General features: G+C 34.7%; 23 protein-coding genes and 1 tRNA gene. 15 read left to right on the top strand and 9 right to left on the bottom strand.

Annotation, left to right across the window (positions count from 1 at the left end):
- Window positions 1–13 precede the first annotated feature (13 nt).
- Together ACEW8E_RS08770 and lepA are read right to left on the bottom strand one after the other, a co-directional pair.
- The gene (locus ACEW8E_RS08770; RefSeq protein WP_373479959.1) at window positions 14–4,123 is read right to left on the bottom strand and encodes a PAS domain S-box protein; all 4,110 of its coding nucleotides are present in this window, start codon (window positions 4,121–4,123) and stop codon (window positions 14–16) included.
- Between the two features lie 37 nt (window positions 4,124–4,160).
- A complete protein-coding gene (gene lepA / locus ACEW8E_RS08765; RefSeq protein WP_373479958.1) occupies window positions 4,161–5,975 on the bottom strand; it encodes a translation elongation factor 4 in 1,815 nt (604 codons plus the stop codon).
- 273 nt (window positions 5,976–6,248) lie between these two features.
- Here lepA and ACEW8E_RS08760 point away from each other — a divergent pair, with 273 nt between their 5' ends.
- The 5 genes from ACEW8E_RS08760 to lepB all read left to right on the top strand — a co-directional run bounded on the left by ACEW8E_RS08760 (window position 6,249) and on the right by lepB (window position 11,833).
- On the top strand, window positions 6,249–6,482 hold the full coding sequence (locus ACEW8E_RS08760; protein ID WP_373479957.1) for a hypothetical protein: 234 nt from the start codon (window positions 6,249–6,251) through the stop codon (window positions 6,480–6,482).
- Between the two features lie 96 nt (window positions 6,483–6,578).
- Complete coding sequence (locus ACEW8E_RS08755; RefSeq protein WP_373479956.1) at window positions 6,579–8,252, top strand: ATP-binding protein; 1,674 nt, start codon at window positions 6,579–6,581, stop codon at window positions 8,250–8,252.
- 56 nt (window positions 8,253–8,308) lie between these two features.
- Entirely contained in the window at window positions 8,309–9,751 is a 1,443-nt protein-coding gene (locus ACEW8E_RS08750) for a family 10 glycosylhydrolase (RefSeq protein WP_373479955.1), read from the top strand.
- Window positions 9,752–9,831: 80 nt separating this feature from the next.
- The gene (locus tag ACEW8E_RS08745; protein ID WP_373479954.1) at window positions 9,832–11,025 is read left to right on the top strand and encodes a Coenzyme F420 hydrogenase/dehydrogenase, beta subunit C-terminal domain; all 1,194 of its coding nucleotides are present in this window, start codon (window positions 9,832–9,834) and stop codon (window positions 11,023–11,025) included.
- Between the two features lie 235 nt (window positions 11,026–11,260).
- A complete protein-coding gene (gene lepB / locus ACEW8E_RS08740; protein ID WP_373479953.1) occupies window positions 11,261–11,833 on the top strand; it encodes a signal peptidase I in 573 nt (190 codons plus the stop codon).
- Between the two features lie 158 nt (window positions 11,834–11,991).
- On the opposite strand, the gene crtB is transcribed toward lepB, so the two are convergent.
- Window positions 11,992–12,921: a 15-cis-phytoene synthase CrtB gene (gene crtB, locus ACEW8E_RS08735; RefSeq protein ID WP_373479952.1), complete on the bottom strand. Its 930-nt coding sequence runs from the start codon at window positions 12,919–12,921 to the stop codon at window positions 11,992–11,994.
- A 269-nt stretch (window positions 12,922–13,190) separates the two neighbouring features.
- Window positions 13,191–14,600: a 15-cis-phytoene desaturase gene (gene pds, locus ACEW8E_RS08730; RefSeq protein WP_373479951.1), complete on the bottom strand. Its 1,410-nt coding sequence runs from the start codon at window positions 14,598–14,600 to the stop codon at window positions 13,191–13,193.
- Window positions 14,601–14,806: 206 nt separating this feature from the next.
- On the opposite strand from pds, the gene ACEW8E_RS08725 reads away from it, so the two are divergent.
- The 3 genes from ACEW8E_RS08725 (at window position 14,807) to ACEW8E_RS08715 (ending at window position 16,499) form a co-directional block, all read left to right on the top strand.
- Window positions 14,807–15,652 carry a prohibitin family protein gene (locus tag ACEW8E_RS08725; protein WP_373479950.1) on the top strand — a complete coding sequence of 282 codons (846 nt, stop codon included), beginning with the start codon at window positions 14,807–14,809 and terminating at the stop codon, window positions 15,650–15,652.
- 118 nt (window positions 15,653–15,770) lie between these two features.
- Entirely contained in the window at window positions 15,771–16,148 is a 378-nt protein-coding gene (locus ACEW8E_RS08720) for a DUF1823 family protein (RefSeq protein WP_373479949.1), read from the top strand.
- Between the two features lie 9 nt (window positions 16,149–16,157).
- Entirely contained in the window at window positions 16,158–16,499 is a 342-nt protein-coding gene (locus ACEW8E_RS08715; RefSeq protein WP_373479948.1) for a histidine triad nucleotide-binding protein, read from the top strand.
- Between the two features lie 30 nt (window positions 16,500–16,529).
- Here ACEW8E_RS08715 and ACEW8E_RS08710 read toward each other — a convergent pair whose 3' ends face one another.
- Window positions 16,530–17,777 (bottom strand): FIST N-terminal domain-containing protein, encoded by a 1,248-nt coding sequence (locus ACEW8E_RS08710; RefSeq protein ID WP_373479947.1) that lies wholly within the window; start codon window positions 17,775–17,777, stop codon window positions 16,530–16,532.
- A gap of 302 nt (window positions 17,778–18,079) precedes the next feature.
- Between ACEW8E_RS08710 and rplS the strand changes: the two genes are divergently transcribed.
- The 7 genes from rplS to ACEW8E_RS08675 all read left to right on the top strand — a co-directional run bounded on the left by rplS (window position 18,080) and on the right by ACEW8E_RS08675 (window position 21,819).
- Entirely contained in the window at window positions 18,080–18,472 is a 393-nt protein-coding gene (gene rplS / locus ACEW8E_RS08705; RefSeq protein WP_373479988.1) for a 50S ribosomal protein L19, read from the top strand.
- Window positions 18,473–18,636: 164 nt separating this feature from the next.
- Window positions 18,637–18,709 (top strand) — tRNA-Trp (locus ACEW8E_RS08700).
- Between the two features lie 109 nt (window positions 18,710–18,818).
- Window positions 18,819–19,058 carry a preprotein translocase subunit SecE gene (gene secE, locus ACEW8E_RS08695; protein ID WP_373479946.1) on the top strand — a complete coding sequence of 80 codons (240 nt, stop codon included), beginning with the start codon at window positions 18,819–18,821 and terminating at the stop codon, window positions 19,056–19,058.
- On the top strand, window positions 19,058–19,675 hold the full coding sequence (gene nusG / locus ACEW8E_RS08690) for a transcription termination/antitermination protein NusG (RefSeq protein ID WP_373479945.1): 618 nt from the start codon (window positions 19,058–19,060) through the stop codon (window positions 19,673–19,675). Before secE ends, nusG begins: the two co-directional genes overlap by 1 nt.
- Window positions 19,676–19,690: 15 nt before the next feature.
- Window positions 19,691–20,116 (top strand): 50S ribosomal protein L11, encoded by a 426-nt coding sequence (gene rplK, locus ACEW8E_RS08685; protein ID WP_373479944.1) that lies wholly within the window; start codon window positions 19,691–19,693, stop codon window positions 20,114–20,116.
- A gap of 189 nt (window positions 20,117–20,305) precedes the next feature.
- Window positions 20,306–21,016: a 50S ribosomal protein L1 gene (gene rplA / locus ACEW8E_RS08680; protein WP_373479943.1), complete on the top strand. Its 711-nt coding sequence runs from the start codon at window positions 20,306–20,308 to the stop codon at window positions 21,014–21,016.
- A gap of 95 nt (window positions 21,017–21,111) precedes the next feature.
- The gene (locus ACEW8E_RS08675) at window positions 21,112–21,819 is read left to right on the top strand and encodes an N-acetylmannosamine-6-phosphate 2-epimerase (RefSeq protein ID WP_373479942.1); all 708 of its coding nucleotides are present in this window, start codon (window positions 21,112–21,114) and stop codon (window positions 21,817–21,819) included.
- Between the two features lie 10 nt (window positions 21,820–21,829).
- Here the strand turns inward: ACEW8E_RS08675 and ACEW8E_RS08670 are convergent, their stop codons facing one another.
- From ACEW8E_RS08670 to ACEW8E_RS08655, 4 genes are all read right to left on the bottom strand, one after another.
- A complete protein-coding gene (locus tag ACEW8E_RS08670) occupies window positions 21,830–22,894 on the bottom strand; it encodes an AI-2E family transporter (RefSeq protein WP_373479941.1) in 1,065 nt (354 codons plus the stop codon).
- 80 nt (window positions 22,895–22,974) lie between these two features.
- Entirely contained in the window at window positions 22,975–23,859 is an 885-nt protein-coding gene (locus ACEW8E_RS08665) for a DUF6515 family protein (RefSeq protein WP_373479940.1), read from the bottom strand.
- A gap of 93 nt (window positions 23,860–23,952) precedes the next feature.
- Entirely contained in the window at window positions 23,953–24,723 is a 771-nt protein-coding gene (locus ACEW8E_RS08660; RefSeq protein ID WP_373479939.1) for a DUF2092 domain-containing protein, read from the bottom strand.
- 105 nt (window positions 24,724–24,828) lie between these two features.
- Window positions 24,829–25,494 carry an efflux RND transporter permease subunit gene (locus ACEW8E_RS08655; RefSeq protein WP_373479938.1) on the bottom strand — a complete coding sequence of 222 codons (666 nt, stop codon included), beginning with the start codon at window positions 25,492–25,494 and terminating at the stop codon, window positions 24,829–24,831.
- Between the last annotated feature and the right edge of the window lie 122 nt (window positions 25,495–25,616).

The raw sequence follows: 25,616 nt of genomic DNA, 5'->3' as shown, positions 1-25,616 counted from the left end.
GCTGTTGATTATATTAAGTACTAAAACTGATAGAAAAACAAGTACCAAAATTATTAGTTGTCACAGATATTTGTGCATCTAATTGTTGAGTTAATAATCTTACTAAACGTAATCCCAATGAATTAGTTCTATTCCAATCTAAATCTGGAGGTAATCCGATACCATTATCTTTAACTTCTAATATTACCTGTTTTTTTTCTCCTAAAGTCAAATTTATCATGACTTCTCCTTCACCTTTAGGAAAAGCGTGTTTAAAAGCATTAGTAATTAATTCATTGATTAATAATCCTGCGGGAATAGCAATTTCAATACTTAAATAACATTCATCTAAATTAGTAACAGGTTTGATACCTTTTTTATCATGATTATAAGAAAGAAAAAGATTTGATACTAGCTTCTTAATGTAGTCAGCAAAATTAATTTGAGAAAGGTCATCAGATTGATATAATTGCTCATGAATAACCGCCATGGTTTGAATGCGATTTTGACTATCTTGAAATAAATTTTTGACATTTTCATCTTCTATATAACTTGATTGTAAATTAAGTAAACCTGAAATTACATATAAATTATTTTTAACTCGATGATGTACTTCTTTGAGTAAGATTTCTTTTTCTTGTAGAGACTTAAACAATTTTTCTTCCGCTAAATGTCTTTCCGTAACATCCGTAGAAATACCATCAATACTTATAGCTCTATTATACTGATCATAAACGATATGGGATCTTTCTCGAATCCAACGAGTTTCTTGTGTCGATAGCTGAATTTTATATTCTAACTCCCAATTTTTTCCTTCCTCGTTTTGTAAATTCCCTAAAGAGTAACCTTCGATAATATTTTCCCAAGTATTTTCTACTACCTTACGATATTCTGGTACTACCATCTCCAATAAAACTCCTCGATTTGCTAATATATCTGCTGGAGAATATCCATAAAGTATTTGACAAGCAGGGTTAATATAACGTAAAGTTAAATCTGGTAAAGACATTGACCATACTACATCCTGTAGTGAACTTAACACACTATTCAATCGCCCTTCACTTTGTTGTAAAGATTCTTCCGCTTGTTTGCGATCGCTTATATCATTAATAACAGCAATAAAGTAGGAAGGATCAATAGTAACCCAAACTACAGACATAGTTAAATTAATCCACAAAAAGTGATCATCAGCACATTTAATGCGAATTTCTCTCTCAAAAGTAGGATTACTTCCCGACAATAAATCAGATAAATCCGTCAAAGTTGCCGACACATCATCAGGATGAATCAGAGAATGAAAATCTATATCTACCAATTGATCACGAGTGTAACCTCCTAATTGGATAAACTTATCATTAACTAAAACTAACTTACCCGGTAAACTAACTTGTACAATACCTACGGCGGCTTGATTAAAAATACTGCGAAAACGTTGCTCACTTAATTTTAATCTTAATTGTGCCAAACGGACTTCTTCAATATCTTGCCCACAAGCAATAATACCAATACCAACCCCATGATTATCAGTAAAACGATTGACATTCCAAAGTAATGTTCTTTCACTACCATCAGCCACTAAAACTTTACTCTCTAAATTACGTTGCACTTTACCGTAAGATAAACTCATATCTAGGTTTTCTTTTAAAGATTCTCGCTCATTAGGGGCAATAAAGAGTAAAAAATAATCTTCACCTAACACAGAATCTCGACTCCAACCAAAAACTTTTTCCGCTTCCTCATTCCATTCCACAATACGATATTCTTGATTAAGTACCACTAAAACAGTACCAACAGTTTGCACAAAAGTTCTTAATTGAGTCGTAGTCTGTTCTAATTCTTCCGTACGATCTTTAACTCTACTTTCTAATTCTTCATTCAAACTGCGTAATTGAGATTCTGCTTGTTTCGCTAAAGTTATATCTCTAGCCACTGCATAAATAATTCCTTCTTCATAAGGTAAACTTTTCCATGCTAACCAACGATATTGCCCATCATTAGTTAACCAGCGATTTTCAAAACTAAGACTAAAAAAGCCATTACTCAATTTTTGTAACTCATCTTTAGTAATTTCTACATCATCAGGATGCACAAAAGAAAGCATATTTTGATTTACCATCTCTTCTGAAGTATAACCCAAAGTACTCAAAAAGCTCGAATTAACCCTTTTAAATGAGCCATCAACCCCCGCAATACAAAACATATCCAAAGAAAGATTAAAAAAGTAATCTAGTTGTCTTTGAGAATTAGTACGATCAATAGCAGTAGCTAAAACATTGGCAACAGTTTGTAAAAAATTAATTTCTTCAGAGGTGAATTTGCGAGGAGTTTTACTATAAATACCCATAACGCCGAAACAGTTATCTTTACCTCCAATATTCACCATCGCACCACTGACAATGCCTGTATTGTGTAAGAAAGGAGGAGGACTAAAACGAGTTTCAATGAATAAATCTTCTGTGACAACAGGATGCAATGTGCTAAAAGTATAACCCGGCATCCAACGAGGAGATGAGCCAATTTGAGCCAATCCAATCCAATCAGCATCCCAGCCGATACCTGATTTTAGGATAAAAGAAGCCTTATTTAAGTTTAATTGTAATATATCACAAAATTTGACATTTAAAGTTTTACTAACAATTTTTACTGTCGTATTCATTAAAGTATCTAAATTATGACTAATTAAAGCAGTATTGCCTAATTTAGCGATGGCGGTTTGATATTTTGCCACTTCTAACGCCCGTTGTGCGTATTCTGATTGTTGAATAGCGATGGCAACTTGTGTACCTAATTCTTGCAGTAAATCTAACTCATCTTCATGCCAGTGACGAGGTTGAAGACAATTTTGTGTAGCTAATAAACCCCATAATTGATCATGAAAAATAATTGGTACAACTAAATTAGCTTGAATTTGTATCCCTAATAATAAATTTAGATGACAAGGGGATAAATTAGCGGTAAAAACATTATCCACTGCTTGAATTCTTCCATTCAAATAGGGTTTAATAAAATCTTTTGCAAAACAGTGATCTTGTACTACTCTACCTAATATTGACATTACCCCTTGGGTTACTGATTCGGCAATAATTACCCCATCACCATCAGGATATAACTGATAAACAATAACTCGATCACAATCTAAAAAGTCTCGTACCTCATTTACTGTATTGTTTAAGATTTCATTTAGATTTAATGATTTGCGAATACGAGAGCTTAACCCTGATAATAACTTTTCTTGTTCAACTTGTTTTTTTTCAAATTTAAAAGCAGTTTTTATCCTTTGAATTTCTTGTTGTTGATGTTTTAAATATTTACTTTGCCATAAAGGAGTTAAAACTTTAATTAAATATTTAGAAGTCACTAAATTAATTTGATTAGTAACTTTTAAAGTATGATTTTGTTTATTATTATTTGATACATTAAGTGACGAATTTACAAGAATATGATTATTAATAATTGGTACGGAATCATTTTTAATTAATACTCCACTATGATTTTCTAAATAAGTATTAACGATGGAAATTTTCTCTTGATCTATGACGATGGGCAAATTTTCGTTATCTAATTCATTAAGAGTTTTATTTTTCCAATTTGATTCTATTAATTTTTTAATAATTGCCTGAAAACTAAATACTTTAAACTCTGAATTTACTTCACAGACAAAACCTTCAAGATTATGATTTAGACTTAGTTTTTTTATAGTTGTTAACAGAGAATAATTAGAAGAAACCACCATTAAATTTGGTTTAGTTACTTCTAAAATCGAAACTTGTTGGTAAAATACTTCTTTTTGAATATAATTACAAAGACTTTTAGCTGTGATTATTCCTATTAAATTATTTTGATTATTTAAACAACCGTAAACTTGATATTTTTCTGTATAAATATTTTGAGCAAGGGTAAATAAATCAGGTAAATTATCTTCTTTTTCAGAAGGAAAACTCTCACAAAAATTTTTAGCTCGTAAAGAATAAATATTAATGTTAGAATCAATTATTTTAAGAATAATCCTCTCAGAAATAAAACCCAATGGGATTAAATTATCTACAACTATTAAATAATTATGACCCATAACTAACTTTTTGATGACATCTAAAAAAGACGTATCAGGTAAAATTAGTATGGGATGATAATCAATAATTGTCATCTTTAATTCTTCATTGATTACCATAAAAAAATTACAATTAACTATTACTATCTAATTTTAATACTGCCATAAAAGCTGATTGAGGTACGTCCACAGTACCAATAGATTTCATCCGTTTTTTACCTTTAGCTTGTTTCTGCAATAGCTTTTTCTTACGACTAATATCACCACCGTAACATTTCGCTAAAACATCTTTTCTTAGGGCTGGAATATGCTCACTAGCGATAACTTTTGCACCAATTGCCGCTTGAATAGGTACTTTAAATTGATGACGAGGAATCAATTCTTTCAGTTTTTCCGTCAAAGCACGTCCAACATTATAGGCTTTATCTCGATGAACAATCATGGCTAAAGCGTCCACTGGATCTTTATTTACCAGAATATCTAAGCGAATTAAAGGATTTTCTCGGAAGCCAATTAATTGATATTCCATACTAGCATAACCACGAGAACGAGATTTCAGTTGATCAAAAAAGTCTGTTACAACTTCTGCCAAAGGTATTTCATAAATTAAATTAGTACGATTAATGGTAAAGTACTTCATATCTATAAATATGCCCCGTCGAGTTTGACATAAATCCATCAAAGTTCCGACATAGGTTTCAGGAGTAATAATATCAACTTTAATATAAGGCTCTTCTATTTTTGTTCGTTTTTGTGGATCTGGTAGTGCGCTTGGATTATCAATTTCGATCACTTCTCCATCAATGTTAGTAACTCGATAAATTACCGAAGGTGCAGTAGTGATCAGATCTAAATTATATTCCCTTTCCAGACGTTCTTGGACAATTTCCATGTGTAATAAACCCAAGAAACCACAACGAAAACCAAAACCCATAGCGCTTGATGTTTCAGGCTCAAAAGATAACGCTGCATCGTTTAATTTTAGCTTCTCTAAAGCGTCTTTTAAGTCCGCATATTGATCCGCATCGATGGGAAATAACCCACAAAATACCATCGGTTTCGCTTCTGTATAACCGGGTAAAGCCTCCTTGGCTGGTTGATTTACTAACGTAATTGTATCTCCTACCCTTGCATCTCCCACTGCTTTAATAGCCGCCGCTAAATACCCCACTTCTCCTGCGTGTAATTCATCTACTTGCACTTGAGTCGGCGATAATACTCCCACTTCATCTAATTCGTATTGTTTTCCTGATGCCATTAACAAGATGCGATCGCCTTTTTTTATGCGTCCATCCATAACTCGGAAATAAACAATAACCCCACGATAAGCATCGTAATAACTATCAAAAATTAAAGCGCGTAAAGGTTTTTCTGTGGTATCTTCAGGAGGAGGTACTTGGGCAATAATAGACTCTAAAATATCCTCAATACCAATACCAGACTTTGCAGAAGCATGAATAATATTAGTACAATCTAAACCGACAACATCTTCAATTTCTTTGATAACTCGTTCAGGTTCAGCACTAGGTAAATCAATTTTATTTAAAACAGGGATAATTTCTAAGTTATTATCCAGAGCAAGATAAACATTAGCCAGAGTTTGGGCTTCAACCCCTTGAGAAGAATCAACTACCAATAAAGCACCTTCACAGGCAGCAAGAGAGCGAGAAACCTCATAGGAAAAGTCCACGTGTCCGGGAGTATCAATTAAATTTAAAACATAATCTTCTCCATCTCTAGCTTTATATTCCATTCTAGCGGCTTGAAGTTTGATTGTTATACCTCTTTCTCGCTCTAAATCCATATTATCGAGGAATTGAGCTTTCATATCTCGCTCTCCCACAGTACCAGTTACCTGCAACAAACGGTCTGCTAAAGTAGATTTACCGTGATCAATATGAGCAATAATCGAAAAGTTGCGCAGTCGTTTAACGGGAGCGTCAGTCATAAATTTTATTTTTGATAATGGATAAATCTTGAAGATAAAGAATTAACGTTTCTTAATTTATTTTAATATGTGTATAGGAAATTCGCTTAAGATTAACTTATTTATTTCTTTTTTTAGTGAATTATGGTTAATATCAAAATATTTCTTTTTTTTACTGAAAATTAAGATTTCTTAACTTATCTTCACAACGATCTAGGAAAATAGCGAAAAATCTAGGACAATAGAAATAGAATAATTTTGTAAAATTTATACTTAAAAGGAAAATTAAATATTATGATAAAAAATAACATTTTGTTTGAAGGTCGTGGTACAGATAAAGTTGAAATTTCCATTCATCTTGATTCTGAATTAGTAGAAAAAATCAAACATTTAACTAACGATCCTAGTCGAGTTATTGAATCTGCTCTCAAAGAATGGTTAAAAGGTGAAAGACAACAAGATGATGATTTAACTCGTCATTTACACCGTAATCCTCCCGTACCTCCCAGAGGAGAATGGAACGATTAATCATTATCAATAAACAATTAACAGTTAAACTAAAAATTTTCTTGGTTTTTTCTTTTTATATTTTCGTCGATTTCTGTATTCTTTTCTCGAAAATCAATGACATTAAATCCTCTCGAACATAATGCTCAAAATCTATCGAGTTTAGGAGCTGAATTGGTTTTTACTCAAGATATTTTAGGTCATTATCATTCTTTTTACTGGCGATCATCAAGGGATTCGATGCCATCCCAAGACGGTGATTCGCCTCCATTGTCTATAGATGATTTAACTAAAATAAAATTATTCCCCATTCAAAAACAAACTTATCTTGAGTGTATCGAGAGGGTTTTAACTCGTAAAATTCCTAAGCAGTGTCATTATATTTTTTCTGATGAAAATTACTCATTTCCTTTTAACTTAATCATTAGCCCGATTATCCTTTCCAATGGTGAAGCAAAATTAGTCTTGGTAATGGGAAATTCTGTCAAAAAAGAAGAAATTTCTTTAATTCCCGATGGTTTAAGTAATAATTATCCAGAAAGTTACCAAAAATTACTTATTAATATCTCTCGAAAAATTCGCCGTACTCTTGATTTAGAAACTATTTGGCAACAAACCGTTGATAGTATAGGATTAGGTTTAAAAGTTAATCGTTGTTTGATTATTGTCCCAAGTTATGATACAGATTTTTTAGAAATTAAAGCTGAATATTGCGACCCTCGTTACAACTCTTTGTTAGGATTTAGGTTCAATTTTCATGACTATGAAGAAGTAAAAAAAGCGATCTTATTTCGCCAACCTACTACTATTAATTTAGATGGCGGCACTTCTTCTCAGGCTTTGTCAGTGTTATTAGTACCTACTTTTTATCAACAAGAATTTAACAGTATTATTTGTCTTCATCAATGCGATCACCAAAGACAATGGAATGAATCAGAATTAGAATTAGTCCAAGAATTGGGAGATCAAGTTGGTACAGCCATTGCTCAAGGTACAATTTATCAAAAACTAGAACAGGCAAACGCCGAAGCAAAAGAAGCATCAAGATTAAAAAGCGAATTTTTGGCTAGTACAAGTCATGAATTAAGAACACCATTAAACGGAATTTTAGGGTTTTTAAAATTAGTTTTAGACGATATGGCTGATGATATAAAAGAAGAAAGAGAGTTTATTGATCAAGCCTATCATTCCGCTTTACATTTATTAAACTTAATCAATGATATTTTAGATATTGCCAAAATAGAAGCAGGAAAATTAGAATTTAACTTAGATTCCATCTCTTTAAACTCCATCTGTGAAGAAATTTATAAATTTGCTCATAATCAAGCACAGAAAAAAAATATTTACTTTAAAATTAATTTACCTTCAACTTATGATGAAATATTACTTCAAGCGGATTATCAAAGATTATTACAAGTAATGTTAAATCTAGTGGGAAACTCCATTAAATTTACCCATGAGGGAGGAATTGAAATTACCGCAGAAATTATCTTCAAAAAATTCTCAGTGTTAGATATAAGTGTACCAGGCATGGTAAAAATTAATGTAGCGGATACAGGTATCGGGGTTTCTTTAGATAAACAAGAAAAGCTATTTGAAACATTCTATCAAGTTGATGGTTCGAGAACAAAGGCTTATGGTGGTACTGGTTTAGGTTTGGCTATCTCTAAACGCCTTATTGAAGCTATGGGCGGTAAAATTTCTTTTTATAGTATGGGCGAAAGTTTAGGTTCAACGGTAACATTAACTGTACCTCTTTCTCAATTACCTATTTTAAAAACCGAAAAATAAAAACAACTTTCCTGATTCGTTATCATAGCTGAAATGTTTGGATTAAAAGCATCATAATGTTGAAAAATTCTTGGACTAAATTTACTCTCACTTTAATTACTATTGTCAGTCAAACTTTTTTTAAATTACCCGTTTCTGCCGTTACTAATTCTTACTGTCAATTAGATCAAAATACTATCACCACAAAAGAAAATCTCCGTCAAAAAGCCATAGCTGGAAATACCGCCGCACAACAGGAATATAAACAAATGTTGCAACAACATGGAAATTTATTAAGAAATTGTCGTCAAAATAATTGGTTAAAAGAACAAGCTATCTGGGTTAGATTATATCCTTGTGATGTTCAGGCAGGATCAATTGATAAAGTATTAGATACCATAGTTAATCAAGGTTATAACGCCGTTTATTTAGAAGTTTTTTTCGATAGTCAAGTACTTTTACCAAAAAATGGTAATTACACACCTTGGCCTAGTGTTATAGATGTATCAGGACAAGAAAATCGAGATTTATACGCAGAAACTCTACAAAAAGGAAGAGAAAGAGGTTTAAAAGTTTATGCTTGGTTATTTTCCATGAATTTTGGCTATTTATACTCTCAAAAACCCGATCGCCAACCTGCTTTAGCTCGTAACGGCAAAGGACAAAGTAGTATTGATGTTGTGCATGATCAATCTCAAGCCTTTATTGATCCTTATAATTCCCAAGCTCGTCAAGACTATACACAGTTATTACAGGCAGTTATACAGCGTCGTCCCGATGGTGTTTTATTCGATTATATTCGTTATCCCCGTGGTAGTGGACAACAATCAGTGGTTAGTAAAGTCAAAGATTTATGGATTTATGGGGATGCTTCTAAACAAACTCTTTTCAGAAGAGCTCAAAATCAACAAGGTAGATGGCTATTAGAAAGATATGTTAATCAAGGTTTTATTAATGCTAATGATATAGCACAAATGAAAAATTTATATCCCGATGAAAAAACCCCCCTTTGGCAAGGTAGAAGTGCCTCTGCACCAAACACCTTATCAGCTTTACAAATAGATATTTGGTATTTTACCGTAGCTCATGCGGCTCAAGGAGTCATTGATTTTCTCGATTTTGCTTCTAATCAAGTCAAACAAAGAGGAATAACTACGGGTGCAGTATTTTTCCCCGATGGGAATCAAGTAGTAGGAGACGTTGGTTTTGATTCTCGTTTACAACCTTGGGATAGTTTTTCTCAAAATATGGAATGGCATAGTATGTCTTATGCGTTATGTGGTAATCCTAATTGTATTGTTGATCAAGTAAAAAGGGTTTTAAGCGCATCCTCTCAAGGAAGTAATGTTATGCCCGTTTTAGCAGGATTTTGGGGTAGAGATGACGGAAAACGTCCTTCTTTAGAATCTCAAATGGAAGCCATGAGAACTTCCGCAAAACCAGTACAATCAATTAGTCATTTTGCTTATTCTTGGCTTTATCCAGAACATACACGTCAACGACAAAGTTGTAGTCTTTAATTTTTTTAACTCTAGTTTATTGTAAAATTTTCCAAAGAAGCGAAATTTAATTATTGATTACCTCTAAAAGAATTATAAAAATGACTCGAATTACTTCTCATCAAAAAGCTAAAGCCTTAAAATCAGGTAGTCGCCGCCCTGCCAAAGATTTATGTAGTGAATGTGGCTTGTGTGATACTTATTATATTCATTATGTTAAAGAAGCCTGTGCTTTTATTAATCAACAAATCGCTGAATTAGAAGCCGATGCCCATGGTCGTAGTCGAGATTTAAACAATGAGTATGACGTTTATTTCGGAGTCCATCAACAGATGATGTCGGCAAAGAAAAAACAACCCATCGAAGGGGCTCAATGGACTGGTATTGTTAGTACCATCGCCTGTGAAATGTTAACTCAAGGGCTAGTAGAAGGGGTTGTATGTGTTCAAAGTAGCGAAAATGATCGTTTTCAACCTAAACCCATTATTGCCACTACCACTGACGAAATTTTAAGGGCAAGGGTAAATAAGCCTACTTTATCCCCCAATTTATCAGTATTAGAACAAATTGAGCAATCAGGGATGAAACGCTTATTAGTTATCGGTGTTGGTTGTCAAATTCAAGCCTTACGCGCGGTGGAAAAAAAATTAGGTTTAGAAAAACTTTATATTTTAGGCACTCCTTGTGTTGATAATGTCACCCGTGCTGGTTTACAGAAATTTTTAGAAACTACCAGCAAATCCCCTGATACTGTTATCGCCTATGAATTTATGCAGGATTTTCGAGTACATTTTAAACACGAAGATGGTAGCGAGGAAAAAGTACCTTTCTTTGGCTTAAAAACCAATAAATTAAAAGATGTTTTTGCCCCTTCTTGTATGACTTGTTTTGATTATGTCAACTCTTTGGCCGATTTAGTCGTGGGTTATATGGGTGCACCTTTTGGTTGGCAATGGATTGTAGTGCGTAATGAAACGGGTCAAGAAATGTTAAATTTAGTTCATGATCAACTTGATACTCAACCAGTAATGTCTAAAGGCGATCGCAAACAAGCAGTACAAAATAGTATTCCAGCTTATGATAAAGGCGTAACATTGCCTATGTGGGCGGCACAACTTATGGGAGTAGTCATCGAGAAAATTGGCCCTCAAGGGTTAGAATATGCTCGTTTTTCCATTGATTCTCATTTTACTCGCAATTATCTCTATGTTAAGCGTAATTACCCCGAAAAACTAGCAGATCATGTGCCTAATTATGCTCAAAAAATTGTATCTCAATATAAATTACCAGAATAAAATAGTTTTATGAGGGGAGAAAGTTGACAGGAAAACATTAATTAAGATATTATTACTTCTTGATTGTTAATTGCTAATTGTTAATTATCCGTGCAGACGTAGATAAAAGGTAAATCTATTATCCTCGTTTGCACTCCCCAAAAATAAAGTTAATATCTTAATTTCAAGAGCTGAATAAGAGTAAAACTTAGTCTTCAGGAAAACCTTTTTTCAGCAAATTATAGTTTGAATTTCTATGACGAAACCAACCGAAACTTCTATCTCCTCTCAAAAAATTCCTCTTTGGACTCAAATTAAAGAAAATTTTGGTATTGTCATTATAGGATTAATTTTAGCGGTTTTGATCCGAATTTTTATCGCCGAACCTCGTTTTATTCCTTCTGAGTCTATGTATCCCACTCTTGATATTGGCGATCGCTTAGTAGTGGAAAAAGTTTCTTATCGTTTTACAAAACCTAAAGATCAAGATATAGTAGTATTTACTCCTCCGCCACAGTTACAGGTATTAGGATATGACGCAAGTCAAGCATTTATCAAAAGAATTATTGCCAAAGAAAAAGAAACCGTAGCGGTAAAAGAAGGAATAGTTTATGTCAACGGAATAGCGACAAAAGAAGAATATATTTTTGAAAATCCTGAGTATAGTTTAGACACCATAGAAATTCCCAAAGGGTATGTTTTTGTGATGGGAGATAATCGTAATAATTCTAATGACTCTCATATTTGGGGTTTTTTACCTCAAGAAAATATTATCGGTAAGGCCATTTTTACATTTTGGCCTCTCAAACATTTTGGTAAAATTAATTAGGGTTTGCCTCATGGTATTTTGGTGAAGGTAGGTATCAGGTATCAGGTTAAATACTTATAAATCAAAGTGTTTAGTCAATTGTACGGGCTTAATATATTAAGCCGCTACTTTCTCCTTTTACCTTGATAAAAAATTTATGATTAACTCAGATTATTACTTCATAAAACCTGTGCCCTTAACCATGCGACGGGTAAATAAAGCATTTTATTGGGAGTAGGCACAAAAGCACGACGATTAAAAACGTCATAGTTATTTTTGGCAATAATATCTAATATCCCTTGATATAACATTAAAGCAGACCAAACAGGCCAACGTCCATCAGAATTTAACGCCTTAATACCTCTTTCTGCGGATTCATAATATTCCTTTGCTCGATCAATTTGGAATTGCATTAAGTTACACCAACGATCATCTATTACTCCTTTAAATAACTCTTCTTCGGTGTAATTAAATTTAGCTAAATCTTCCAAAGGTAAATAAATTCGATTTCTGCCTCTATCTTCTCCCACATCTCGGAGAATATTTGTTAATTGATTAGCAATACCAAGGGCAATGGCTTCTTCTTCGGGGATATATACTGAGTTATTATACCAAGGAGCATTGAGATAATTATTATCAATTCCTAGTACAGAAGAAGACATTAAGCCTACAGTACCAGCAACACGATAACAATAGAGTTTTAAATCCTCGAAAGTTTCATAACGATTACGGTATAAATCCATTCTTTGCCCAGCAATCATATCCCGAAAGGGTTGAATATCCATAGGGAAACGTGCGAGGGTATCCACTAAAGCCACATCAGGATCATCGATAGGTTGCCCTGCAAATACTGATTCTAGCTGTTTCTCCCATAAATCAAGGGTTTCAGGAGTCGTTAACTGGGCTTGAGGGCCATCCACTAATTCATCGGTACGCCGACACCAGACATATATAGCCCAAATGGCACTTCTTTTTTCTTTAGGCATTAATAAAGTACCTAAATAAAATGTTTTAGAATACTTAGCAGTCACCTGACGACAGTATTCATAGGATTCCTCTGGAGAGGCTAGGGGTTGTTTCGGTTGTAATTTTTTATGCAGTTGCAGCATTCATCCCTGCTGAAATAGTTAGCTAAGATTATATATAAAAATAAGAATAATGACGATTCTACAGTATTGTCTCACTTTCTGAGCAATTTTCATCACTAATTATGGAAAGACGAAATAAGATAAACGTAGGGTAGGCATTGCCTACCTTCAGCAATAATTTAATAGTTTATGGTAGGTAATCCAAGAATCATAAATTTTCTCAGTATTTGAGAGAATTATTCGTCAAGGCAAGAAATATTATGTCATGGTTATATTTATCTGTAATTAATCTACACTAACGCTGGTTGTTTCGTTGTACTATTAACAGGGTAATCTTTAATAACTACTTGAGCAGTTCTTTTTCCTGATAATACAGCACCTTCCATACTTCCTAAATATTCTTGCATGGTGAAATCTCCTGCTAAATAAAAATTAGAAATGGGAGTTTTTTGAGATGGGCGATAGGCTTGTCTGCCTGGTGTCGCTTTATATACTGATCTTGGGGTTTTTACCACATGAGATTTTAAGAGTTTTGTGGGGTTATCACCGTTAAAGTGTTGAGGAAAAAGTTTTTTTAATTCCTCGATGGTGACAGCGATAATTTCTTCATCAGATTTTGTGATCCAATCATGAGCAGGAGCTAAAACTAACTCTAACATTGATTTATCAGGGTTACTATATTCTTTACAAGTGTTGCTCATATCCGCATAAACACTTAAAAGGGGAGAGCGAGAAAACAATAAATGATCAATATCGGTAAGTTTACGATCAAACCATAAATGTAAATTAATAACAGGTACTCCTTCTAAACCTTCTAATTTTTGGAAAAAGAGATTTTCTTTCCAAGGTTGAGGTAACATCACTTTCAAAGGATCGACAGGCATCGCAGAAACATAAGCATCGGCGGTAAAAATCTCATCTTCACTACCGTTTAAACCTCTTAATAAAAAGCCTTTAACGCTTCCGTCCTCTTCTAACAAAATCTCTTTTAAAGGGGCATTTAAACGCACTTCACCTCCTCTTGCGGTGATATATTCTACTAAAGGCTCACATAATCTTTCTGTGGGTGAACCATCTAAAAACGCCATTTTAGAACCATTTTTCTCTTGTAAAAAGCGATTTAAAGCCGTTAATAAAATAGTAGCTGAAATCTCATTAGGATCAATAAAGTTTAATGCTTTTGACATAGCGATAAAAACTTCTTTTTCGATACGAGGAGGAATATTCTGTTTTGCCATCCATTCTGACCATGAATATTTATCCATCTCCTCTACATAATCTTGACCTTTAATAATCGCTGGTAATAAGCCTAAACCGAATTTTATTTTTTCCCCCCAAGTTAACATATCATTATTCCCTAAAATGGCTACTAAACCATTGATGGGAGCTGGAAGATCAGGAAAATCAAACCTTGAATAAGTACCCGGTTTTTCAGGTTGATTGAAAATCATACTATGTTCTTTCCACTGCAAACGGTCTTCTATTCCTAATTCATGGAATAATTGCAACATATTAGGATAAGCTCCAAAGAAAATATGAAGTCCTGTTTCATACCAATCTCCATCTTCATCTTTCCATGCGGCAATCTTACCGCCTAAAACGTCTCTTCTTTCAAGGACAATGGGTGTATATCCTGCATCTGCTAAGTATTTTGCACAAGAAAGTCCTGCTAATCCTGCACCTGCTATGGCTATTCGCATCTATTTTTTTCTTTTATACTATTTCTCTTTATCATTTTAGTAGTAATTCTTCACATTTCGTAACATTTTTTTAAGATTTTTTTCTTTTTCTTTATTTTTCAGCTATCCCCTCCATGGAATCACCCGTTAAATTTCAGAATAGAAGTAAAATCTCCGTTACAATAAGGTAAATTGTATCAATTGTTATAAATTAGGAGTCTAAAAAATTGAGTCGTCAAGTAACCGCCAGTATATCTAACTTAATTGGAGGAATTTTAGCCGCTTTATTAGTTTTTGTAGGCTTTAATTCATTTATTATCATTAACCCAGGACAAACAGGAGTATTAAGTATTCTCGGAAAAGCTCAAGATGGTGCTTTATTAGAAGGAATCCACTTCAAGCCTCCTGTTATTTCAACGGTAGATATTTATGACGTAACAGTGCAAAAATTTGAAGTTCCAGCTCAAAGTTCCACAAAAGACTTACAAAATTTAACCGCTAGTTTTGCCATTAATTTTCGTCTTGATCCTTTAAAAGTAGTAAACATAAGAAGAACACAAGGTACATTACAGAATATTGTTTCTAAAATTATTGCACCTCAAACCCAAGAATCTTTTAAAGTAGCAGCCGCTAAACGTACCGTAGAAGAGGCTATTACTAAACGTACGGAATTAAAAGATGATTTTGATCAAGCCCTTAATGGTCGTTTAGAAAAATACGGTATTATTGTTTTAGATACCAGTGTTGTTGACTTGACTTTTTCCCCTGAATTTGCTAGGGCTGTAGAAGAAAAACAAATTGCCGAACAACGGGCACAACGAGCAGTTTATATCGCTCAAGAAGCCGAACAACAAGCCCAAGCCGACATTAATAGAGCTAAAGGTAAAGCAGAAGCCCAAAGATTACTCGCTGAAACATTAAATAATCAAGGGGGTAATTTAGTATTGCAAAAAGAAGCCATTGAAGCATGGCGTTTTGGTGGCGCTCAAATGCCAAAAGTATTAGTAACTAATGGTAGTGGAAGTGGCGGAAATGTGCCGTTTATTTTTAATCTTAGCGACGTCGAAAAATAATTGACAATTGACTTTTAATAATTGATAATTAAATTAGTTAAAGTTATTTTTATCAAGGGAATAATCTACCATTAATTAGATAAAAAAATCTTCCCTTTTTAGGAGAAAATAAAACAAGATGTTAGAGAATTTACCCCCTCTTAATAATGATACTATTTGGCAAATCATTGACGAAAAATTAGACAACGATCTTGTTAATAAATTAGTCTGGTATTATTTAGGTTATCGTTACGATTCAGTTAATCAAACATGGGATATTTCTCAATTAGAAGAATCTTGGAAACAAGAGTATCCTAGTCCTCCAGATTTTATAGCTAATCGTCCTCCCAATGTCAAGTTAACTCGCTCAATTCTTCCTGAAAATAAACAACTATTAAAAGAAGAATTAGGTTTTAAGGGTTATAAAATAGGTGAATTTGGACCTCCTCAAACCCGTCGAGCTACCATCGCAAATTGGTTATTAGGCTATAGAAAAATCCATAATTTAGAATGTTAAATTAAACCTATGAGTGAAACTATTTTTAGTAAAATTATTCGTCGAGAAATTCCTGCAAATATTGTTTATGAAGATGATTTATGTTTAGCTTTTACTGATATTAATCCTCAAGCACCTACTCATATTCTCGTTATTCCTAAACAATTTATTAAGTGTATTGACACCGCCCTAGATGATGATCAAACATTATTAGGACATTTACTATTAACCGTTAAAAAAGTGGCCGCCAATGCTAATCTTTCTAATGGTTATCGTATTGTAATTAATAATGGTAACGATGGAGGACAAACCGTTGATCATCTTCATTTACATATTTTAGGCGATCGCAAAATGCAATGGCCACCGGGTTGATATTTAATGAGGGATAGTAGTAGGTAACTTTTATTGATGTAATTGAGAAAAAATACCAAAAACGGAAGTATAACCATGTAGAAAAGTATTACCTGCTACAGGACCAATTTCACCGTTACAAAAAAAGCCTGATAGAGGAATATCCCTCACATAATCAGAAAATAATTCAGAGTCAAAATTAGGTTTTCCATACAATCCCTCTCCTCTACCTAAACAAGAAAAGATTAATGCACCAATAGATGAAACATTATCGGAATTTTCGTTATGATAATTAGTCAATAAAGTTTCTAAATCATCAGCAGAAGCCTTTGCATCCCTTAAGTGAAAACGAATCCTTTGCCCTGCCCGAATTTTGTCACCTACGGCGATCGCACCGTATTTAGGATCAACACCGACAAGGTTACGGATTAAAAAATCCCCTGCTTTTAGCTGTAATTTAAACTCATCTCTCGCAATGCCCATAAATAAAGAATATTGAGCTAAATCTTGATCTTCTTTGCTAAGATTAGCAATTAACTGCCGTAATAAAGTTAGAGGATTATCGGTTTTACCAACATTGTCAGTCATTTCGAGAATAATATTTTTTTCAGCCTTAGTAACTTGATAAATATTACCTATGGGGCGACAACCTTGGGCGACGATGGATTGAATCTTAATATTACCGCTAAGAGCTACTCCTACAGTACCTTGTGTGAAAAAAGATTTTTGCTCATGATCTCCATTAAAATAAAATAAACCACTACCCACGCCCATAGTACTGGCACTTGCTAAACCACCGACTTTAGTTGCCCCTGGATAAGCAAAATCTAAACCTTCTAATAGCTCATTGATTTTAGCGGAAAAAGCATCCGATAAAAGAATAAAATGAGGTTGTTTTTCTGTGGCTACACCAATCATCTTACACCATTGAGTGGGAGAGCTATCTAAATCAGGTAAATCCTGTGCCGTGACATAAAAAGGAGTGATTTGAACATCAGGAAGAGTCGCTACTGTTAAACTTAAAGCTGGACTTCCTTCAATTTCTTGAGGTTGATTATCATTTTTCATGCCCACAATTGCACCTCCTCCGCAACCAATAACACAAGGTAATGATAATTTATCTAATAAAATGGGCATCAGTCGAGGATAATCACTAGCAAAAACTGAAGAAATAAATATAATCCCCAGATGAGGCGTTGTGGTTAATTTTGCCTGTATTTTAGTCACTACTTCATCAATGGCTTTTTCTAAAGACGCATTTTTTGACAAAGCATTTATCCACTGAATTTGATTTGACATAATAAGATATTCACCTTCAAGAAAAATATTGATGTTATCGGAATAAATAGTTTTCCTATCATAAATTATCTATAGCAATCTTTAAATCATTTGTGAATAATAAATAAATTTTGAAAATTAAATAGTTTGAGTCAATTTTAATTTCATTACCCTTACCCTTACCCTTTTCCCTTACCCTTTGCCCCCCGAAAATTTTATGGTTCACTCAGGTTAAAATAGTCAAAAAATAGATATTGACAAGAGATCCACTTAAAAGTTATTATGGACAATTGTGAGTTTTTGAGTAATAAATCTCCATGTCTATAAATGCAAAAGCGATAATCGAGTCCATTGAAGCTGGTTATCTGAAAGACAAAGGCACATTACCATCGATCAATATCGGCGACACCGTAAAAATAGGTGTACGCATTCAAGAGGGTGGTAAAGAAAGAATACAACCCTTTGAGGGAACAATTATTGCCATGCGTAATGGCGGTATCAACGAAACAATTACCGTGAGACGAGTTTTTCAAGGTGTTGGCGTAGAAAGAGTCTTTATGATTAATTCTCCCGTCGTCGCTAACATTCTCGTAATTCGTCGTGGTAAAGTCAGAAGAGCAAAATTGTACTACCTCAGAGATAGAGTCGGTAAAGCTACCCGTATTAAACAACGTTTTGATCGCCCCATTGAAGGGAGTAAGGTTAAAGCAAAATAGTTTCTCTATTATATTTATATACTTTCGTACAACACTATAAGTGAAACAAAAAGTATAACTGTTATAACTACTATCTTGAAGTTTAGTTCCAACTAACTATAAACAGGTTAATATTTTCTAATACTTGACAAAATTTAATCAAAAAAGTTATATTATTTAGATATACGCCTTTAGTTCAGTTGGTAGAACGTCGGTCTCCAAAACCGAATGTCAGAGGTTCGAGTCCTCTAGGGCGTGTTGGTCTAATAAAAGATAATTATGTAGTGAAATGACTCTATAATAGAGACTAAATAGTGGTTTTGCTGGTCATAATCACAAAGAAACGTCTATTAATGAGGGAATTATCGTGGCAAATAAGGAAACTGTCAAGGAGAAAAACATTACTCCGTCTGACTCTCAAAATAATAGTTTGACTCAAGCTAATTTTGTAGAGGAAACTAAGCAAGAATTGGCTAAGGTTGTTTGGCCTTCCCGTCAACAACTACTTAGTGAGTCTCTTGCGGTAATTTTAATGGTTGCTCTGGTAGCTAGTTTGATTTATCTCGTAGATAAAATATTTGGCTGGGCTGCAGGGAAGGTGTTTTAATGAGTTTTACTCCTGAAAATGAACCTGAATCAACTCCGAAAAAAGTAGCCGTGGGAAAACCCCGTTGGTATGTTGTACAAGTAGCAGCGGGTTGCGAAAAAAAAGTTAAAACCGACATCGAACAAAGAGTAAATAGCTTTAACCTCGGTGATCGTGTTTTAGATATACGGATACCTCAAAGTCCCACTGTAAAAGTCCGAAAAGATGGCAGTCGCTATCACGGAGAAGAGAAAGTGTTACCCGGTTATGTGCTAGTGCAAATGATCTTAGATGATGATGCTTGGCAAATGGTAAAAAATACTTCTAATGTAATTAACTTTGTAGGAGCAGAACAACGACGAGCTGTAGGTAGAGGTAGAGGTCATGTAAAACCAATGCCATTATCCCACTCAGAAGTTGACCGCATTTTCAAACAAATGGATGATGCCGAACCTGTAGTCAAAATTGATATGCAGGTAGGAGATAAGATTGTTGTATTATCTGGCCCATTTAAAGATTTTGCAGGAGAAGTAATTGAAGTTAGTACAGAAAGAAGTAAACTGAAAGCACTATTATCAATCTTTGGGCGAGATACTCCCGTAGAATTGGAATTTAATCAAGTAGAAAAACAAGGATAAAAGGATACTTTAACAATGGCAAAAAAAGTCGTTGCATTGATCAAATTAGCTTTACCCGCAGGTAAGGCAAACCCAGCACCTCCGGTTGGTCCTGCATTAGGTCAACATGGTGTGAATATTATGGCATTCTGTAAAGAATATAACGCCAAAACAGCAAATCAGGTTGGGATGATTATTCCTGTCGAAATTTCTGTTTTTGAAGATCGTAGTTTTACTTTCATTCTTAAAACTCCTCCTGCTTCTGTGTTAATCAAAAAAGCGGTAGGTGTTGAAACTGGTTCAAAAGAACCTAATCGCATTAAAGTAGCAAAAATTACTCGGGATCAGTTACGAGAAATTGCTCAAACCAAAATGCCAGACTTGAATGCTAATGACATTGAAGCAGCTATGAAAATTATCGCTGGTACAGCCCGTAATATGGGTGTTACCGTAGTTGATTAAAAAAAACAACAATTTTATACCCACGAACCCAACTAACATATAGTTGAATATAAAAGAAATTTTATTCTGGGGAGAGGTATTATACAACCACAAAGGTCATATTTTGAAGCTACAGAATCTCTGTAACGCTGATAACTGACCGCTAAAAGTATAACTTCGTTATTTTACCCAAGGAGATACATAACGTAAATGAGTAAAAAAGTAAGTCGTAGATATAAAGAGGCCGCTTCTAAGGTGGAAGCCAAAGCCTATCAGCCTTTAGAAGCATTACAATTATTAAAAGAAATTGCTACTGCTAAGTTTGACGAAACTACGGAAGTTCATATTCGCTTAGGGATTGATCCTAAATACACGGATCAACAATTGAGAACTACTGTTAGTTTACCTAAAGGTACAGGGCAAACTGTCCGAGTAGCCGTAATTACTAGAGGTGAGCAAGTAAAATTAGCTGAGTTAGCTGGTGCTGATATTGTTGGGGAAGAAGATTTAATCGACGAAATTCAAAAAGGAATGATGGATTTTGATGTTTTAATCGCTACTCCCGATATGATGCCTAAAATCGCTAAATTAGGTCGTGTTTTAGGTCCTAAAGGTTTAATGCCTTCTCCTAAAGGTGGTACTGTTACTACTGATTTGGCTGGGGCTATTAATGAGTTTAAAGCTGGTAAATTAGAATTTCGTGCAGATCGTACTGGTATTGTCCATGTACTTTTTGGGAAATCTTCTTTCTCTACTGAGGATTTATTATCTAACTTAAAAGCAATACAAGAAACCGTTGATCGTCAGCGTCCTTCGGGTGCTAAAGGTCGTTACTGGCGTAGTGTATATGTTTCTTCTTCTATGGGACCTTCCATTGAAGTTGATATTAATTCTTTAAGAGATCTTAAATTAAACGATTAATTTTTGTCCCCTTGCCCCCAACTTTGGGGGATAAAAAAGTCCCCAGTATAGGGGATTTAGGGGCTAATTTATAAAGCTCAAAAGTTCATAATTTTATGATCGAAACCTTACAATCGAGTATCATTATTTCCTGTCAAGCACCTAGTGATTCACCGTTACATAATCCAGATATTATTTCAGCCATAGCCAAAGCCTGTGTTAATCAAGGGGCGAAGGGTTTAAGGATTGATAGTCCTAGTCATATTAGAGCAGTTAAGCAATTATTACCAGATATTCCCGTTATCGGTTTATGGAAACAAATGGGACTTAATTCTTCTGTATATATTACTCCTCGTTTTATCGATGCCCTAGCAGTAAGTGAAGCAGGAGCGGATATTATCGCCATTGATGCCACTCAAAGAAGTCGTCCTGATGGGGAGACGTTAGCAGAAATTATTACTCAAATTAAGGAAAAACTAGGGAAGTTGGTAATGGCTGATATTGATACTCTCGAAAATGCCATGGCCGCTTCTGATGCTGGTGCTGATTTTATTGGCACAACTCTTTATGGTTATACAGAAATAACACAAGATTTGATACCCCCTAGCTTTGAATTTATCGAGAAATTAGTGAAAACTATCGATAAACCAATTATTTGTGAAGGAGGAATTAAAACCCCTGAAGAAGCAAGAAAAGCCCTTGATTTAGGATGTTTTTCTGTGGTAGTAGGTACGGCAATTACAGGTATTGATTTATTGGCTCAAAAATTCATTAAAATAACACAAGAAGTAATACTTCATGAAACATCATGGGAAACTTTTTAAAATCAGTATTTTATCCGACGACATTAATATTTTTTTCAGAATCTTCGTTTATCCACGCTACTACTAATTCATAACCGACAATTAAGATTACAGGACCTACAAATAAACCGAGAATGCCGTGAGCAAGTGTTCCACCAATTACCCCTAGTAAAATGATCACGATCGGAACGGGTAGTCCTTGTCCCATTAAAATTGGTTTAAGTAAATTATCAATCAACATAGCCGGAATCATCCAGATAGTGAAAAGTAAAGCCACTAAAGGATTCATGGTTGACCAAGCAAATATAATCGCAGGTAAAACAATCAACCCCGGACCAATTTGAATAATACTCAGGAATAAACACAGTAAAGTTAGTATTCCTGCGGCAGGAATGTTGGCTAAAATCAATCCAAAAGCGACTAAAAGAGTTTGGATAACCGCAACCCCGATTACTCCACGAGTGACACTACGAATAGTAATGGTTGCGAGTTGCATAAACTCTTCCCCTCTGACTGGTGCTAACCTTAATATAAATAATTTTACCTCTTGATTTAGACTTTGGGCTTTCAGAGTTAATATCACTGCAATAATTATAGATATAATAAATTTCAGTAAGATTAAACCCACATTGGTTGCCTGTAATAAAAGGGTTTTAGAAAACTTGACGATTGGTGTGTGGAATTGACTAATTAATCCTTTCAAATTTACCGATGCTAATTGCCAAATATCATTTAAAGGTTTGCCAATGACGGGTAAATCCGCAATTTCTGGGGATGGAGGCGGTATAACTAAGGTACCAGCTTCAATGCCGTCAACAATGGTTTGAGCATTATGAAACAGAACCGTTGCAATTATACTAACAGGGCCTAAAATAATTCCAATACCCACTAAAGCAAGGATTATGGCGGATAACTTTCTACGTCCTCCTAAACGGTTTTTTAGCCACTCAAATACAGGAAACAGGGCGATCGCCAAGACTACTGCCCAAAGGATGATAATGATAAACGGACGAATGAGAATAAAGCACCAAGCCAATAAGAAGCCGATGACAAAAAATCGAATGATAGTATTAATAAGTTTAGAATTATTGTCCATGGAAAAATCAATTTTAGTATAGTTTAAGTCAATTTGAATCCCGTTGCCCTTTCCCCTACCTTCCAAGATCTGAGTAAAAATTAATATTGTATGACTTTGTAAACCGTTGCACCATTTTGATAAACAGTTTCATAATAAATACCAGCACAGTCATAATACTGATAGTCACCATCTTGAATTAAGTTACATCCATCAGGGAGATAGTTAACGACAACACCCACAGGAGGAGAGGTAATAACATAGCTACTGCCACTGGGTTGCATATAAACTCCATCAGAATAGATATAGGAAGTTGAGCCAACATAAACAGTATCATAGTACGGGGGAGGAGTGTTTACACTTGCACCGATGGCCAATCCAGCCGTTAATCCTGCTAATCCAGCCCAAGCACCCCATCCAGGAGGAGCATAGTAGCCTCCGCCATACCATCCGCCACCATTCCAATTATTGTTAACAAAATCTTGGCGGTTATCTTGACGATTTCCGGCATTGTTTTGACGGTTATCTTGACGATTCCCAACATTGTCTTGACGGTTTCCTTGATTTTGACTGCGGTTATCTTGACGATTACCTTGAGCATCACTACGATTATTTTGACGATCGCCTTGATTAGCTTGACGAGTACCTTGATTTTCGCTTCGAGTACCTTGCCGATCGCCCTGACTAGCTTGACGACTACCTTGACGACTACCTTGACGACTTTGGGGGGAATTACTAAAATTACCACGATTTTGTAAACTGGTACTACTACCTACTCGTGGAGATGCACCACCACCTCTTGAAGCATTATTTCTTGAACCTGAACTTCTCGAACCGCTTGATCTTTGTACACTGCTAGTTCTAGCACCCCCACCACCTCGGCCACCGCCTCCACGCCCAGCGTATGCCACATCGGATAAAACAGTTAGGAGAGTGAATAAGACAGCGAAGGTAAAAATAAAGGGTTTTTTTGCTAAGTTTTTCATGATTAACTTCTGTAAATTTAATTATTTGATTTAGGTTTTGAGTTTGTTGTTATTTTTTAAACAGGCAAAAGGTCTGTCTTACTTCTGTTATCTTTAAGGTGAGGATGGTAATATTTTCACTTTGAAATCATCCTTAGAGGGGGTAAAAGTAAAAGTGTCGGCAGAAAATGAGGGTTTAAAGTTCCAATTAGAAAATAACACCGTATATTGGGGTGCATGGGGTAAATTTTTATAGGTGACGATGGCTTTTTTAATTAAAGGAGGCTCATCTTGACTTATCCATAGTTGCCCATCCCAATCATCGGTGACAATCAGTAATTGATCTGTTTCAATTCGATTAACTAAATTACTACCGATGTATAAAGGTTCTTCTGCTATATTATCTAGGATAGTACAAGGGTTACTGGTAAATAAGTTAGACATGGGAATAGTAAAACCTAATTTTTCCTCAATAGTGTTCAGCATTTCATCAATATTAACAGGTGCTTCATTGGTGGCAAAAACATTGAGATTAGGAGAAAATAAGGTAATAGTTTTACCATCATAATAAAAACTTCTATTACCTTGATCTCCCACCGTATCAGATCTGAGCATATTAGGCTTTTGTACAGACACTTGTTTATAACCGCTATATTGGACTTTTGCCCCTTTTTCCAAGACGTTATCATAAGTAATATCCATTTCCACACTCAAAGATTTTTGACTTTTGAGAAAATCACAGACTTGAGTTAGTAATTCTTTTGTCGTCATGGGGGGTGTTTCCGTAGCTGTAACTGGGATATTTTGAGCCTGTATTTTCGGTGCTAAATCTAAACCAAAAGTTACACAGAGAGTAACAGTTAATAAAAGGCGAGAATAATTCATAGGTTTATATGTAGTTAATAAAATTATTTATGGGTAAAGATCTGGAAAAGTAATTATTTTTCAAATTTTTTAAATCAGAGCAACTATCATTAGATAAGTAACAGCTTAGCTATCTAAAACTTTCTTTTCAAAGGTTTTAATGACAATATATAAAATAGGTGCGATCGCTAGACTTAACATCGTAGCCACTAGATAACCGCCAAAACTTACAGTACCGATCGACCAACGACTCAACGCCCCTGCACCACTTGCCGTCATTAAGGGTATATATCCTACAATACCAGACAGAGAAGTCATCATGATGGGGCGAAAACGAGATTTAGACGCTGCGATGGCAGCTTGGGTAAATTCCAAACCTTGCTCTACAAATTCGTTAGCACTTTCCACAATCAGAATAGCGTTTTTCGATGCCATACCAATTAACATCAATAACCCCACTTGAGCGTAAATGTCGTTACTGATAACAGGCCAAAATCCCCCCTCTTGTAAAAGATTCGCCCTTAACCAGATGGCTAATAATGCGCCTAAAGTGGACAAAGGCACGGTAAGCATGATAATGGTAGGATCGATGTAGCTTTCATATTGAGCCGCTAAAACAAGGAATACCAACACAAAACCTAAGCCGAAAATGATCGCCGTTGCACCTCCTGCGGATAATTCTTCTAAAGCGCTACCTGTCCACTCATAACCGAAACCATTAGGTAAAGTTTCTTTTGCCACTTCTTCCATTACTTTGATAGCTTGACCTGAACTATAACGGTACTTAAACAAAACGATAAAAGAAATTAGGTTATAATTTTTGTATTATAACGTTTTTAGGTCAAAATGAAAGAAACAACATCTTCATCAATGCCACCATGTTTTAATCGCTGGTGTCAAAAAATAGATCCAGT

The sequence above is a fragment of the Geminocystis sp. genome (assembly GCF_041753295.1).
Taxonomy (GTDB): domain Bacteria; phylum Cyanobacteriota; class Cyanobacteriia; order Cyanobacteriales; family Cyanobacteriaceae; genus Geminocystis.
The sequence above is the reverse complement of the archived record's forward strand: the minus strand, read 5'-3'. Positions and strand labels throughout refer to the sequence as shown.